The following is a 14,675-nucleotide window of genomic DNA, read 5'->3' as shown; positions in this document are numbered from 1 at the left end:
CGTTTTGATACCCGCTTCGCCAGTTAAATATTGCTGAACGACAGAGAGCTTGAATTGCGTTGAGTACTTGGACATAAAAACACCCCAAAAATATGGACGGGTGTCCAACTTTTGGGGTGCAGTTCACCAGATGGGCTTTTTTTATTATCGAACAAATAAGGTGCTCATTTCATGCTTGTCTGATGTGCCACACATTAATCAAACACCTTCACTTCATTCGTATGATCCTGCTTGCAATGGCTGATATGGCCAGCCATTTCGTTCAGGCTGTGGGCTTGGGCGGGGTTGATATCCAGGCCCATTTCGCCCATTTCCAAAGCCAGTGCCAGCTCTTGCAGGGCGGGTACATATTGCAGATTGGCGGCTTTTTTATAGTGTTTAACGGCCAACTGATCGTCTTGCTTTAGATAATCGCCATAGCGATACCAATTGCCGAGGGTGTAGATCGCGGCAGGGTCGTTATTTTTGGCTGCGGCTTCTACCATCTCTATTCCCTTCGCCTGATCTTTAGCGCCGCCTTCGCCTTTAAGCGTCAGCATGCCTAGGCGATAGATGCCCATTTCTCCTGCGGTGCTAAACCAGAGTCGTGCTTTTTGCGCGTTCTGTGGCACACCATCGCCTTTTAAATAGGCCATGCCCAGCAGATAGCGTGCTTTTGAGTCTCCCGCCTCGGCTGATTTTTCTAACCATTGAGCGGCTGTTTTTTTGTCGTCTGTGCGTTCTGCAACCAGACGTGCAGCCAGCGGATGGCCTAGTGTTGCCAGCTCCAGCAGGCGCGCATTACCGTCTTTTGCATCCAGTTGTAATTGCTGCACTGCCTCGTTAGGCATGGCTAAAGCCCGCGCTTGCTGGCTTTGTTGGTACTGCTTGATTACCAAGCCGCCGGTAAGTGTGATGGCGATGAGGGCCAGCATGGGTTTGGATAAGGCTTTCATAAAAACTCCAAATCCCCAAGGCTTGCGCCCTGAGGATTTTTAGACAAAACGTCAACGAATGCTTACTTACTCAGATCAATGCTAAATACCGATGCGCTTTTGTCCGCTTTGGTGGAGTCAAGGGCGATATTGGTGATCTTTTCTTGAGCTGCCACTTGAAGCGCTGCCGCATCTGCTGAAGATTCAAACAATACCTTGCCTGCTGTTTTAACCTTGGCAAAGCGCCAGTTGGCCACTGGGCCTTGTTTGGCCAGTGTCAGCGTTTTTTGCTCTTTAACATAATTAACGATGATGTCGCGATTTGCATCACCACCGCTATCGACCACAATTTGGCTGCCGTCCAAACCAGCAAAACCACCACCACCGTTGGCACGGTAGTTGTTAGTCACTACGATAAAGTCGGCTTTTAAATCGAGCGCTTTGCCATTGAGGCTTAGATTAACAATGCGGCTGCCCTTATCTTTGGTCACATCGATTTCATAAGTAATGCCGTCGATTTGGTCAAAGTTATACGATGGGAATGTGCTGTTAATTAAGTTTTGATCCGCTGTTTTTGTTGGATCGATTTGGTTAAATTGCTCTGCCGATTTTTCTAACCAAAGTTTGACCGTTGCGCCGTTAATTTTTACGGCTTGTAAGGTGTTTGGATAGAGGTAAAGATCCGCAATATTTTTGATCGCCACATCGCCAGCCGCAATGTCGGTAAAGCCTGTGCCACGGAAGTTCACTTTAAACGGCGCGGCTGCGGAGAGAATCGGCAGCGAGGCGTATTGCGGTAAATTGGCTTTGACAAACTTAGTTACATAATCAGTTTGTGCTAGGTTAATCAGGCGCATCGCTGCAGTAGGTGCAACTTGTGTGAAGAAAGAGCTGATGCGGTATTCGCTCTTACCCACCCCCGCATTGACGTACTTGACCGTGCCTTGGTGCTCTTTTTCTACCAGCTTAGCAATCTCTGCTTTTGCGGGTACGGCTGTGGCTACGCCAGACGCATCTTTGGTGCTCACTGATTTCAGTTCACCTTTTGAATCGTTGGTCTTCCATACTTTGCCATCGAATTCCAGATTCAGCTTTAGCACGCCCAGTGTGTTGCCCCAGAAGCCGGACATCACGGTTGGAACGCCATTGACCAGGCCTTTTTCGTTATCAACATTTTTGATACCGGCGTAGTTCTTCTTATCCGGGAAAAAGCTGTGCGAGTGGCCGGAAACAATCGCCGTAATGCCTGGTACGTCTTTAGCCAGGTAGTAAACTGCGTTTTCCATGCTTGGGCTGTATTCAGCCGCAGAAATGCCGCTGTGCGCCAGCGCAACCACGATATCTGCACCCTTGGCTTTCATTTCCGGAACGTATTTTTTCGCCGCGTCCACAATGCCCAGTACGCTGACTTTGCCTTCCAGATTACGTTTGTCCCAATCCATAATGCCTGGTGGGGTAAAGCCGATTACGCCAACTTTTAGCTTGATATCTTTTCCGTCTACGGCCTTAAAGGTGCGGTCCAAAATGACGTATGGCTCAAACAAAGGCTTGCCGTCACCAGCGTTGTTTACGTTAGAAGTGATCAGAGGGAAATCTGGGCCTGCGCATTTTTGGCCCGCTTCCGGGCCGGATTTCATTGAGCTGCCAGTGACTTGACCAAGGTATTTCAGGCCGTAGTTAAACTCATGATTACCGATATTGCCGGCATCATATTTCATTAGATTCATGGCTTTATGGATCGCCAGCGGCGTATCGCATTTGACCGGCTCAACTTGCGACTGGAAATCAGATAGCGATGTGCCCTGAATGGTGTCGCCATCGTCTACCAGCAAGTTGTTTGGATTTTCTTTACGCGCAGCATCAATCAGGGTGGCTGTACGTTCAAAACCAAGCGTCGTATCGTCGGTGGTTTTGTAGTAATCGTAGCTCAGCACATTGGCGTGCAAATCGGTTGTTTGCAGCACCGCTAAATCAAGCTTGGTGCCTGCGGCTGGGGGCGGGGTGACCGGTGCAGCGGCGGGCGTATCTGTATCACTATCATTGCATGCTGCTAAAAGCAGTGAGCTGCAAATTAAGCTGGCTAGTAATGTGATGCGCATTGCTCTCTCTTATGCCCTTGGGCTTTTATGTGAAGGCGCGAGAGTAAGGTTTGAACTTTGCAGTAAGACTATATTTGTGTTGCAAACGGGTTAATTTTTTATGACATTAGGTTGTTTTTGCTCTTGAATTACCAAAAAAGGCAATAGCTTGTACAGTATTCGGGCGGCAGATTGAAGAAAATAGCCTAGGTTGGCCAGGCTTGGTGCGCTGTTTTTTGCATGTTTTTGAGTGTTTTGCTGGCCGGGCAGAGCGCCGGAAATGCAGTGCCGCCTGTGCCCCGCCATTTAATACATTTTTGCGTTTTATCAGCTGCAGATGCGCGGATTGGCGGTGGCCGGGTTTATTTGCATCGCCATAGTTCTGCACGATGCGCAGAAAACCGGCAAAATAGCGGGTTGAATCCGCGTGGCGTGACTTTGTTTGATTATTTCAGGCTTGGCCTAAAATAATCAAATCAGGCCCCTGAGCGCACCTTGAATTTCGGAAAGACAGAATGTTAAGAATAAATGAAGTAAAACTGCCGCTCGATCATTCGGAAAACGAGCTGAAACAAGCACTGCTTAAGCGTCTTGCGGTGGCAGAGGCTGATCTGATCAGCTTTAGCATCTTTAAGCGCAGCTACGATGCGCGTAAGCGTGCCGCCATCCTGCTGATCTACTCTCTTGATGCAGAAGTCAAAAATGAAGCGGCGGTGCTGAAGCGTTTGAAAGCCGATCGCCACATCATGGTCTCGCCTGATATTGAATACCAGTATGTAGGCCATGCGCCGGAAGGATTGACTGATCGCCCCGTTGTGATTGGTACCGGCCCCTGTGGCTTGTTTGCTGGTTTGTTGCTGGCGCAAATGGGCTTTAAACCGATTATTCTGGAGCGCGGCAAGGCCGTGCGCGAGCGCACCAAAGACACCTGGGGCCTGTGGCGCAAGGGCGTGCTGAATCCTGAATCGAATGTGCAGTATGGTGAAGGCGGCGCGGGTACGTTTTCTGACGGCAAGCTTTACAGCCAGATTAAAGACCCAAAGCATCTTGGGCATAAAGTTTTACAAGAGTTTGTAAAAGCAGGTGCGCCAGACGAGATTATGTACGTCAGCAAGCCCCATATTGGTACGTTTCGTTTAGTCAGCATGGTTGAAAGCATGCGCGCCAATATTATTGAGTTGGGCGGCGAAGTGCGCTTTTCCAGCAAGGTAGAGCAACTGATTCTGAACGACGGCCAAGTGGAAGGCGTTGAGCTGGCCAATGGCGAAAAAATCCATTCCAAGCATGTGGTGCTGGCGATTGGCCATAGCGCGCGCGATACCTTTTACAAATTATTTGAGCAGGGCGTGTTTATGGAGGCCAAGCCGTTTTCTCTGGGTTTCCGTGTAGAGCATCCGCAAACCGTGATTGATACCGCCCGTTTTGGCCCAAGTGCAGGCCATCCGATTCTGGGCGCGGCAGATTACAAACTGGTGCACCACGCCAGCAATGGCCGCTCGGTGTACAGCTTCTGTATGTGCCCGGGTGGCACAGTTGTGGCAGCTGCATCCGAGCCAGGCCGTGTGGTCACCAACGGCATGAGCCAGTACTCACGCAATGAGCGTAATGCCAATGCGGCGATTGTGGTGGGGATTACGCCGGAAGAAGATTTCCCTGGTCATCCGCTGGCAGGGATTGAGCTGCAGCGTAAGTGGGAAAGTAAGGCTTTTGAAGCGGGTGGCAGTACTTATCAGGCCCCGGCTCAAAAACTGGGTGATTTCCTTAAAGGCAAGCCTTCTACCGAGTTTGGTGTGGTGGTGCCTTCCTACACGCCGGGTGTGCATTTAACGGATTTGGCCGATTGCCTGCCTGAATACGCCATTACTGCGATTCGCGAAGCGATGCCTGCCTTTGATAAGCAAATCAAAGGCTTTGGCATGAGCGACGCGCTGTTCACTGGTGTGGAAACCCGCACCTCCTCCCCTGTGCGCATCAAGCGTGATAACGATACGCTGCAAAGCATCAACACCAAGGGCCTGTTCCCTGCGGGTGAAGGCGCAGGCTACGCAGGCGGCATTTTATCGGCCGGTGTGGATGGCATTAAAATTGCCGAGGCGGTTGCTTTAAGCATTTTGAATAAGCAGCCTTAAAACCTGCATATCAAAGCTTTGTTTTTGCAGCAAACCGTGGGCACTTTTGTGCCCACGGGCGTATCGATTGATCCTGATTAATCATCTTTCTAAGAAATTGCTTCCAAGCTTGCTTAATATTCATACAGGCAGGCAGACGGGAGTGGTGAGATGGAAGCAATCGATAAGCTGGTTTTAGCCCGCCAGCTCCCTAATCAGGCGGTGGCGCTGGTTCTGGCCGGTGGCCGTGGCTCACGTTTAAAAGATTTAACCAACCACCGCGCCAAGCCTGCGGTGCATTTTGGTGGCAAATACCGGATTATTGATTTTGCCCTGTCTAATTGCCTGAATTCTGGCATTCGCCGCATTGGCGTGATTACCCAATATAAATCGCACAGCCTGCTCCGGCATTTACAGCGCGGCTGGTCTTTTTTGCGTAATGAAATGAATGAATTTATTGATCTTTTGCCTGCGCAGCAAAGGGTGGATGAAGAACACTGGTATCGCGGCACGGCCGATGCCGTATTCCAGAATTTGGATATTATCCGCAGCTACAGAGCGCAATATGTGGTAATTCTGGCGGGGGACCATATTTATAAAATGGATTACTCCCGCATGCTGCTCGATCACGTCGAAAACAATGCCGCGTGCACCATTGCCTGCATCGAAGTCGACAGAATTGATGCTTCGGCATTTGGGGTAATGGCCGTGGATGAGGAGCGAAAAATCACCGCCTTTATTGAAAAACCTAGCGATCCGCCCGCCATGCCGAATAAAAGCGATAAAGCTTTGGCATCGATGGGCGTTTATGTTTTTAATGCCGAATATATTAATCGTATGCTGGCCGAAGATCTGGCCGATGAAGAATCCTCCCACGATTTTGGTAAAGATATTATTCCGCGCATTGTGGCCGAAGGCCGTGCGCTGGCTCATCCGTTCAGCGCCTCCTGCGTATCGAGCGATGCCAGCGCCGCGCCCTACTGGCGGGATGTCGGTACGGTAGACGCATATTGGGAGGCCAATTTAGATCTCGCCTCGGTGCTGCCAGAGCTGGATATTTACGATAAAAACTGGCCAATTTGGACCCACCAAGAGCAGCTTTCCCCTGCTAAATTTGTGCAGGATATCAACGGCAGCCACGGCATGACGCTCAATTCCCTCGTCTCCGGGGGCTGCATTGTTTCTGGCTCATTAGTGAATAACTCGGTGCTGTTTTCTAAGGTGCGTTTGCATTCTTTTTGCACCATCGATTCGGCGGTGATTTTGCCCTCGGTAACCGTAGGCCGCTCCAGCCGCCTGCGCCGCTGCGTAATCGACCGTGGCTGCCAGATCCCTGAAGGCACGGTGATCGGCGAGGACCGCAGCAAAGACGAGCAACGCTTTTACTGCTCCGAAGGCGGCGTGGTGCTGGTGACGAGGGAAATGCTGGCTAAGTTGTGATAAAACCCAAATTTTGAACCACAGAGAACACGGAGGACACAGAGTTACACAGAGAAAACCAAATGGTCCAAAGATGATGAGTCTGCTTAAGCTTTTGTGGAAAAATTAAATCCTGATAAGGCAAGCTGTCATCACCGAGTGTTTGTATTGGGGGTCTAGCAGGAATGAAGCTTCTCCAAAAATGACCAGATTTTCTCCGTGAAACTCCGTGTTCTCTTTGACCTTCGTGGTTCAAGGTTTGGGTTTGGGGGCTTTTGTACTTACGAAGTTTGCTAAATCTAATCCATGGGTAGCAATTTATGCGCGTGTTACATGTTTGTGCCGAGCTGTTTCCGCTGTTAAAAACCGGCGGGCTGGCTGATGTGGCGGGGGCTTTGCCGCTGGCGCTGGCTCCTTTGGGCTGCGATGTGCGCGTGCTGCTGCCGGGCTTTCCGGCGATTTTGGCGGGGCTGAGTATTGATGGCGAAGTGGCTGCGGTGAACAGCATGGCGGGGCCGGTGAGGATTTTATTTGGCCATACTGACAGCGGCATCGCCGTGTATGTGATCGACGCGCCGCATTGCTTTGATCGCCCCGGCAGCCCTTATCTCGATGTGGGGCTGCAGCCCTATAGCGATAATCATCTGCGGTTTGCCCTCTTGGGCTGGGTGGCCGCGCAGCTTGCCAGCGGGCTGGATTCATACTGGCGGGCAGAGCTGGTGCATGCCCACGACTGGCATGCGGGCCTTGTGCCTGCTTACTTAGTGACTGCGGGGCGGCCTGCAAAAAGCGTGTTTACGGTGCACAACCTAGCTTATCAGGGCGTGTTTCCGGCCTCAGCTTTTGCCAGCTTAGAACTACCTCCCGAGTTTTTTTCGCTGGAAGGGCTGGAGTTTCACGGCAAAATTTCTTTTATGAAAGCAGGGCTGTATTTTTGCGACCATATCTCCACCGTTTCCCCGCGCTACGCCAGCGAAATCACCCATGATGAGCAGGGCTGCGGCCTTGATGGCCTGCTCAGAACCCGAAAAGCTGATCTGACCGGTATTTTAAATGGTGTAGATGATCAGGTCTGGAGCCCGAATCTTGATCCGCTGATCGCTGCTAATTACAGCGTGGAAAAAATGCAGGGCAAGGCTAAATGCAAGCTGGATATGCAAATACGCATGGGCTTGGATCAACGCAGTGATCAGCCGCTGTTTGCCGTAGTCAGCCGCCTTACCGAGCAAAAAGGCCTGCATCTGGTGCTGGCCGCGCTGGATGAAATCACCTGTCGTGGCGGGCAGTTTGTGCTGTTAGGCGGGGGCGATACGGCTCTGGAAGATGCATTTAAAGCCGCTGCAGCAGCCAATCCCACGCAAATAGCCGTGCAAATTGGCTACGACGAAGATTGCTCGCACCGCATTATGGCTGCCGCCGATGTGTTACTTGTGCCCAGCCGCTTTGAACCATGTGGCCTTACCCAGCTCTATGCCCTGAAATACGGCGCCTTGCCGCTGGTGCGCCGGGTTGGCGGGCTGGCAGATACCGTGATTGATAGCAGCCTGGAAAACCTGGAAGACGCCAGCGCTACCGGTTTTGTCTTTGATGACTTTAATACCGCCGCCCTGACAAAAGCCCTGCGCCGCGCCTTTATCCTCTGGCATCGGCCCAAAGACTGGAAAACCACCCGCCGCAGCGCCATGCAGGCCGATTTTGGCTGGAGCACTGCGGCTGCACAGTATGTGGCTTTGTATGAAAGATTAATGGTGGAATGAGGAAAAAGGTCTGCAGGCACAGAGCACTCAGAGGGCAGGGAGCACACTGAGAAATAAAACCCAAATCTTAAAGCACGGAGTTTCACGGAGAAAACCAGAAGGGGGAATTCATCGGGTGATATTTTTGATTAAATGAATGATTGGAAAAATATGCGTGCAATTTTATTGGATCTGGACGACACCCTGCTCGATGATCAATACGCCAGCAGCCAGGCGCTCACCGCTTTTATTGATGCAAATAAGGCCATGCTGCCTGATTTAAATCAGGCGGATTTATTCAGACACTGGCGGGAAGTTTCAAAGAAATACTGGCAACAATTTGAGCGTGGAGAATTATCATTTCTTGAGCAACGCAGGCAAAGAGTGCAAGCTTTTTTAGGGCAAGAATTATCCGGTCAGGCCGCTGATGACGCATTTTTACCCTATTTAATCACCTATGAAAATTCATGGCGCTGTTTTCCGGAAGTAGCCGATTTTTTTGCGCTGACCAAAGATATTCCTAAAGTCATTATCACCAATGGTGATCGTGAACAGCAGCAATATAAAACAAAAAAAATGAATTTAGATTTTCATGTAAATGCAGTCATTACCCCCATGGATTGCAACTATTGGAAACCAGCACACGGCATTTTCCAATTTGCTCTGGATCGGCTGGGTGTGAAGGCTGCTGATGCGGCCATGATAGGTGATTGCTTAATCAGAGACATTCGCCCGGCGCAAGAATTAGGCATGCGCACTTTTCAAATTGAGCCGCATCATCCAGGCAAAAACCTGATCAGTGCATTAGAGGAATTGGGTCTTATCACATAGTTGATTGCTGCAGTATTAAAGGAGCGCCCCATGACGGTATCTTTTGAATACGATTCACCCGGTAATGACAGCGATGCTTTAAAGCATGCTATTGCCAATAAGCTGGTGTTTTTTATTGGCAAAGATCCGATTGTTGCCCAGCCTAAAGACTGGCTGAATGCTACATTTCTGGCGGTGCGGGACAGGCTGGTGGAGCGCTGGATGCGCACCACGCGGGCGCAGTATTCTCAGGATTTAAAGCGGGTTTATTATTTATCGATGGAGTTTTTGATTGGCCGCGCTTTATCCAATGCGCTATTGGCGCTGGAATTATTCGAGCCGGTTAAAGAAGCACTCGATGAAATGGGTGTGGATTTAAATGAGATTCTGGATTACGAGCCGGATGCGGCTTTGGGTAATGGCGGCCTGGGCAGGCTGGCTGCGTGTTTTTTAGATTCAATGGCCACCATGGGCGTGCCGGGTTTTGCCTATGGTATTCGCTATGATTTTGGTATGTTTAAGCAGCGTATTATTGATGGCCAGCAAGTAGAAGCACCCGATACCTGGCTGTCTGCTTTAAATGTGTGGGAATTTCCCAGAGATGAAGTGCAATATGTGGTGCAATTTGGCGGGCGTATAGAAACCACAGGCAATACGGTGCACTGGCTGGATACGCAGGATGTATTGGCCATGGCTTATGATTATATTATTCCGGGATATCAGACCACGGCGACCAATACGCTCAGGCTTTGGTCGGCCAGGGCTTCGCGCAGTATTAATTTACATATGTTTAATCAGGGCGATTATATTGCTGCGGTAGAAGAAAAAAACCATAGTGAAAATGTGTCCAGAGTTTTATATCCCGATGATTCTACTCTGCACGGTAAAGAATTAAGACTGCGGCAAGAGTATTTCTTTGTTTCAGCGTCTTTACAAGATATTGTGCACCGTTATTTATTAACCCATGAAGATTTTAATCAGCTGAGCGATAAAACGGCCATTCATTTAAACGATACGCATCCTGTACTGGCGGTGCCGGAATTAATGCGTATTTTAATGGATGAATATCACCTTGATTGGGATGCCGCATGGGGATATACGCAGAAAATATTCTCATACACTAACCATACTTTAATGAGTGAAGCGCTGGAAACCTGGCCGGTAGAAATGTTTGCACACTGGCTGCCCCGGCATTTAAAAATTATCTTTGATATTAATGCACGTTTTCTTACAGAGGTAAAACAGCGCTTTCCGGATGATGCAGATTTAATTCGCCGTGTTTCACTGGTGGATGAATCGGGTGAGCGCAAAATACGAATGGCTTATATTGCCGTAGTGGCCAGCCATAAAGTTAATGGCGTTTCGGCCTTGCATTCGCAATTAATGAAATCGACTATCTTTGCCGATTTTGCACGAATTTATCCAGAGCGTTTTACTAATGTCACCAATGGCATTACGCCAAGGCGCTGGCTGGCTCAGGCCAATCGGCCTTTGGCGGCATTAATTGATCAGAAAATAGGCAAAACATGGCGGGTTAATTTAGATGAATTAGCCGAGTTAAAGCCTCTGGCTGAGGATGAAGCGTTTATTACTGATTTTATGCAGGCGAAGCGGGCCAATAAAGAGCGCTTAGTGCGCTATATCGCCACGCATTTAGGCGGAGTGGTTTCGCCGGATGCTTTATTTGATGTGCAGGTAAAACGCATTCATGAATATAAACGGCAATTACTTAATCTGTTGCATGTGGTTGCCCGCTATAACTTTATTTTAAAAAATCCGGATGCGGCTATCGTGCCAAGGGTGGTGGTTTTTGCCGGGAAAGCCGCATCGGCTTATAAGCTGGCTAAATTATTTATTCATCTGATTAATGATATTGGTGCAAAAATAAATCATGACCCGCGGGTGGGCGATAAGCTGAAGGTGGTGTTTATCCCCAATTACAGCGTAAGCCTCGCAGAAACTATTATTCCGGCGGCCGATTTATCTGAGCAAATCTCTACCGCAGGCACCGAGGCATCGGGCACAGGTAATATGAAATTTGCATTAAATGGCGCCATAACAATTGGCACTCTGGATGGCGCAAATATTGAAATTGGCCAGGCTGTGGGTGCAGATAATATCTTTATATTTGGCAATAATAGCGATGATGTGCAGCGCCTGCGGCAGGAATCTTATAATCCGCGTGCGATATATGAGGCCGATCCGGTTTTGCATGAGGTTTTAAATCAAATTGCATCCGGTTTTTTTAGCCCGGAAGAGCCAGAGCGCTATAGGGTCATTTTTGATTTGCTAGTGAATTGGGGCGATCATTATCAATTATTGGCAGATTTTGCAGATTATGTAAAAGTGCAGGGAAAAGTCGATGCGCTGTATTTAAAACCATTTGAATGGCATAAAAAAGCCCTGCTAAATGTGGCCGGAATGGGGCGTTTTTCATCAGACCGTAGTATCAGCGAATACGCCCGTAAAATATGGAATAGCAGCAGTGTTAAATTGTAATGGCTGCTGCAGTGATTGGTGCTCAATAAAACAAATTACATCTTTTTATAATCATCCAAGGCCGTATTTGCAGTGTTATTTTATCAGCGGGCAAAAATACCTTTCGCTGTAAGCTCTTGTTTTTAGCTTTATAGCAAACAGGGTAAAAACACGCAGGCAAAATAGAACGCTCGTTCTGGAGTTGCCTGGTTAATTGTGTGAAAATAGGCCATAGATTTAACCCAGCGCGAAGGTTTACCGGCATGTCCGAACACAATGAAGAATTAAGACTTCTCCAGTCCGTTTTAGAAATATATAACGAAAAGTTTATTGCAGGGTTTTTGGACGACATCACACCCGGGCACTGGAGCCGGGAGACTCTCAGCCGCTGGATCAATGGCAAAGCTCAGCCACGCCTGAGCCAGCATGAATTTGAAGCCCTGCAAAGCCTGTTGCCCGCACGACCAGCACATTACCGGCGGCCTGGTTTTGATTTTATTGATTTGTTTGCAGGGATAGGCGGTATCCGCAGGGGCTTTGAGGCCGCAGGCGGGCGCTGTGTGTTTACCAGCGAATGGAATGCTTATTCGGTCAGAACCTACAAAGCCAATCACTATGCAGACCCGCTGCACCGCTTTAACGATGATATCCGTAAAGTAACCCTGAGCGACCGGGAAGATGTGACGGCTGAAGAGGTGTTTCAGAATATTCACCGCATGATTCCGGATCATGATGTTTTGCTGGCGGGCTTTCCCTGCCAGCCTTTTTCTATTGCCGGGGTTTCCAAGAAAAATTCCATGGGCCGTGTGCATGGATTTGAATGTAAAACCCAGGGAACGCTGTTTTTTGATGTGGCCAAAATCCTGGAAGTGAAGCGCCCGGTTGCCTTTTTACTGGAAAACGTTAAAAACCTGAAAAGTCATGATAAGGGCAAGACGTTTAAAGTGATTATGGAAGCGCTGGATGAGCTGGGTTATTGGGTGGCAGATGCCCATGACGATGGCGCTTCCGACCCGAAAATTGTGGACGGCCAGCATTTTGTTCCCCAGCACCGGGAGCGTATTGCGCTGGTGGGCTTTCGCAAAGACCTGGGTATTCATGAAGGCTTTACCCTGAGGGATATCAGCCGCTTTTTTCCAAAAGTGAAGCCTGTTCTGGGGGATATTCTGGAGCCGCAGGTTGACAGCAAGTACATCCTGACTGAAAAACTGTGGGAATATCTTTTTAATTATTCGATCAAGCATAAAGCCAAAGGCAATGGTTTTGGTTATGGCCTTGTTAAAAAAAACGATATCACCCGCACATTGTCAGCACGTTATTACAAAGATGGCTCTGAAATTCTGATTGATCGTGGCTTTGATCAGAGCAAAGATTTTTACGATCCGCAAAATATGAAATACCGGCCCCGCCGCCTTACCCCGCGTGAATGCGCCAGACTGATGGGGTATGACAGCGTAGGAAACAGTGAATTCAGGATTCCGGTTTCAGATACGCAGGCCTATAAGCAGTTTGGAAACTCTGTTGTTGTGCCGGTATTTTCAGCGATTGCCAGGCTGATGCAGCCCCGTATTACAGCCGCAATTGCCGCCAGATATGAACAACTTCGGCTGGATATCGATGAGCGACGTACACAGCCCGGCCACCCGCAGCAAGAATATGCGGGCGATCTGCTCGTGCAACACACGCTCTGAAAGGCTAATCCCGCACCCGCTGCAATAAGCGTGATGATGAAACCATGGTACGAAAGAGATGATAAGCAGCGGCGGTTTGTTCAGCGCTGTGTCTGTAAAACTTTTTAACGACTGAAATGCTGGAATCCATGCAAAAAGATCAACATTTAATTGAAGAAAAAATCAGCAGCGAGCGGGTATTTGATGGCGCGCTTTTGCATATCAACCGCGATACCGTGCGCTTGCCCGATGGCAGCCAGGCCACGCGTGAATATGTGATTCACCCCGGTGCGGTGATGATTATCCCGGTATTGCCGGACGGCAAGCTGCTGATGGAGCGGCAATATCGCTACCCTATGCACCGTGTGTATCTGGAGTTTCCTGCGGGCAAGCTGGATGCAGGTGAGGATGCGCTGGCTTGCGGCCAGCGCGAGCTCTTGGAAGAAACCGGCTACACCGCGCAAGAATGGCAAAAACTGGGCGTTCATCATCCGATTATCAGCTACACCAATGAAGAGATTCATTTTTACCTGGCGCAAAACTTAACGGCGGGCAAGCCTCAGCTGGATGAAGGCGAGTTTGTAGAATGCGTGGCGGTCAGCCTTGATGATTTGATCGCTGGCGTGCTGGATGGATCGATTACCGATGGTAAAACAGTTGCAGGTATTTTCTGGGCAGAGAAAATGCTGCGTGGCTGATGGGCACAGAGCCTGCCAGGCTCTGTGCATAAGCGGGTTATTGTTTGACGTAAATAAGCCGCGCCGGAACGCTGTCATCAACAATACGTAAGCCGTCTTCTTCTATTTGCAGTGGCAGCTTTTCAAATGGTACCGGCCTTGCCTGGTTTCTGTCCAGGCTGGCAAAAGCGGCCAGTCTTTCCTGACGGCGCTCTGCAGGGATATCAAACCATTGCCAGGCGCTTTTGCCTTTGCGAAGTGCTGCTCTGGCCCACTCTTCACTTTCGGGCATCTCAATAATGGCATCACCATTTTTATCTGTGATGGCGTCTGATATTTTGCCAGATTTACTTTCAAATCTGACTTCAATCCCAGGAATGGGCCCCAGCCCGGGCACGCCCGTGATGGCTACCCATGTTCCTGCTTCTGCTGGCTTATTAACCCGCATTTCTTCATCGCTGAATAAGCGAAATGCCGGGTTCTCAGCCTGCGGGCTGGATACCAGTATCACTTTATCTTTTTCCTGATGCCATGAGCCATGGGCAAATTGATCGAAGCCGCCATAGCTTGTCATCCACTGAAATTTACCATCCTTGCCAAGTAATAATTCAGAGCCTACTTCACGTATGCCTTGCAGATAATAATGGCCGGGCAGGTTTTTTGTATTTTTCACTTCTGCAAAAGCAGCCGTGCTCAGGCAGGCAAGCAGCAGGGCGGTGATGATCTTTTTCATTCGGGTGGTCTCCGTCGGCAGAGGGGCTCATCGGGTGAAGAGCAGACCGCTA

10 protein-coding genes are annotated in these 14,675 nt (G+C 49.3%); 7 read left to right on the top strand and 3 right to left on the bottom strand.

The features are described 5' to 3' along the window. Positions 1-194: 194 nt before the first annotated feature. Both CSQ88_RS05385 and CSQ88_RS05380 read right to left on the bottom strand, forming a co-directional pair. Complete coding sequence (locus tag CSQ88_RS05385; RefSeq protein ID WP_099397077.1) at positions 195-935, bottom strand: tetratricopeptide repeat protein; 741 nt, start codon at positions 933-935, stop codon at positions 195-197. Positions 936-997: 62 nt separating this feature from the next. Continuing rightward, on the bottom strand, positions 998-3,013 hold the full coding sequence (locus tag CSQ88_RS05380; RefSeq protein WP_099397076.1) for a bifunctional 2',3'-cyclic-nucleotide 2'-phosphodiesterase/3'-nucleotidase: 2,016 nt from the start codon (positions 3,011-3,013) through the stop codon (positions 998-1,000). A gap of 494 nt (positions 3,014-3,507) precedes the next feature. Here CSQ88_RS05380 and CSQ88_RS05370 point away from each other — a divergent pair, with 494 nt between their 5' ends. The 7 genes from CSQ88_RS05370 to CSQ88_RS05340 all read left to right on the top strand — a co-directional run bounded on the left by CSQ88_RS05370 (position 3,508) and on the right by CSQ88_RS05340 (position 13,911). Beyond that, positions 3,508-5,121: an NAD(P)/FAD-dependent oxidoreductase gene (locus tag CSQ88_RS05370; RefSeq protein WP_099397074.1), complete on the top strand. Its 1,614-nt coding sequence runs from the start codon at positions 3,508-3,510 to the stop codon at positions 5,119-5,121. A 150-nt stretch (positions 5,122-5,271) separates the two neighbouring features. Continuing rightward, complete coding sequence (gene glgC / locus CSQ88_RS05365) at positions 5,272-6,540, top strand: glucose-1-phosphate adenylyltransferase (RefSeq protein WP_099397073.1); 1,269 nt, start codon at positions 5,272-5,274, stop codon at positions 6,538-6,540. Positions 6,541-6,839: 299 nt separating this feature from the next. Next, positions 6,840-8,276: a glycogen synthase GlgA gene (glgA, locus tag CSQ88_RS05360; protein ID WP_099397072.1), complete on the top strand. Its 1,437-nt coding sequence runs from the start codon at positions 6,840-6,842 to the stop codon at positions 8,274-8,276. 150 nt (positions 8,277-8,426) lie between these two features. Continuing rightward, the gene (locus tag CSQ88_RS05355) at positions 8,427-9,086 is read left to right on the top strand and encodes an HAD family hydrolase (protein WP_180273536.1); all 660 of its coding nucleotides are present in this window, start codon (positions 8,427-8,429) and stop codon (positions 9,084-9,086) included. A 30-nt stretch (positions 9,087-9,116) separates the two neighbouring features. Then, on the top strand, positions 9,117-11,564 hold the full coding sequence (locus tag CSQ88_RS05350; protein ID WP_099397070.1) for a glycogen/starch/alpha-glucan phosphorylase: 2,448 nt from the start codon (positions 9,117-9,119) through the stop codon (positions 11,562-11,564). A gap of 242 nt (positions 11,565-11,806) precedes the next feature. Then, the gene (gene dcm / locus CSQ88_RS05345) at positions 11,807-13,234 is read left to right on the top strand and encodes a DNA (cytosine-5-)-methyltransferase (RefSeq protein WP_099397069.1); all 1,428 of its coding nucleotides are present in this window, start codon (positions 11,807-11,809) and stop codon (positions 13,232-13,234) included. Between the two features lie 128 nt (positions 13,235-13,362). Beyond that, positions 13,363-13,911 (top strand): NUDIX domain-containing protein, encoded by a 549-nt coding sequence (locus CSQ88_RS05340; protein WP_099397068.1) that lies wholly within the window; start codon positions 13,363-13,365, stop codon positions 13,909-13,911. 37 nt (positions 13,912-13,948) lie between these two features. Here the strand turns inward: CSQ88_RS05340 and CSQ88_RS05335 are convergent, their stop codons facing one another. Continuing rightward, positions 13,949-14,623: a hypothetical protein gene (locus CSQ88_RS05335; RefSeq protein ID WP_099397067.1), complete on the bottom strand. Its 675-nt coding sequence runs from the start codon at positions 14,621-14,623 to the stop codon at positions 13,949-13,951. Positions 14,624-14,675: the final 52 nt, after the last annotated feature.

Source organism: Iodobacter sp. BJB302, assembly GCF_002735645.1.
Taxonomy (GTDB): domain Bacteria; phylum Pseudomonadota; class Gammaproteobacteria; order Burkholderiales; family Chitinibacteraceae; genus Iodobacter.
The sequence above is the reverse complement of the archived record's forward strand: the minus strand, read 5'-3'. Positions and strand labels throughout refer to the sequence as shown.

Coding starts and splice junctions, on each gene's coding strand:
- CSQ88_RS05335 (WP_099397067.1), bottom strand. CDS start 14,623: ATGAAAAAGATCATCACCGCCCTGCTGCTTGCCTGCCTGAGCACGGCT.
- CSQ88_RS05340 (WP_099397068.1), top strand. CDS start 13,363: ATGCAAAAAGATCAACATTTAATTGAAGAAAAAATCAGCAGCGAGCGG.
- CSQ88_RS05355 (WP_180273536.1), top strand. CDS start 8,427: ATGCGTGCAATTTTATTGGATCTGGACGACACCCTGCTCGATGATCAA.
- CSQ88_RS05350 (WP_099397070.1), top strand. CDS start 9,117: ATGACGGTATCTTTTGAATACGATTCACCCGGTAATGACAGCGATGCT.
- glgC (WP_099397073.1), top strand. CDS start 5,272: ATGGAAGCAATCGATAAGCTGGTTTTAGCCCGCCAGCTCCCTAATCAG.
- CSQ88_RS05380 (WP_099397076.1), bottom strand. CDS start 3,013: ATGCGCATCACATTACTAGCCAGCTTAATTTGCAGCTCACTGCTTTTA.
- glgA (WP_099397072.1), top strand. CDS start 6,840: ATGCGCGTGTTACATGTTTGTGCCGAGCTGTTTCCGCTGTTAAAAACC.
- CSQ88_RS05370 (WP_099397074.1), top strand. CDS start 3,508: ATGTTAAGAATAAATGAAGTAAAACTGCCGCTCGATCATTCGGAAAAC.
- CSQ88_RS05385 (WP_099397077.1), bottom strand. CDS start 935: ATGAAAGCCTTATCCAAACCCATGCTGGCCCTCATCGCCATCACACTT.
- dcm (WP_099397069.1), top strand. CDS start 11,807: ATGTCCGAACACAATGAAGAATTAAGACTTCTCCAGTCCGTTTTAGAA.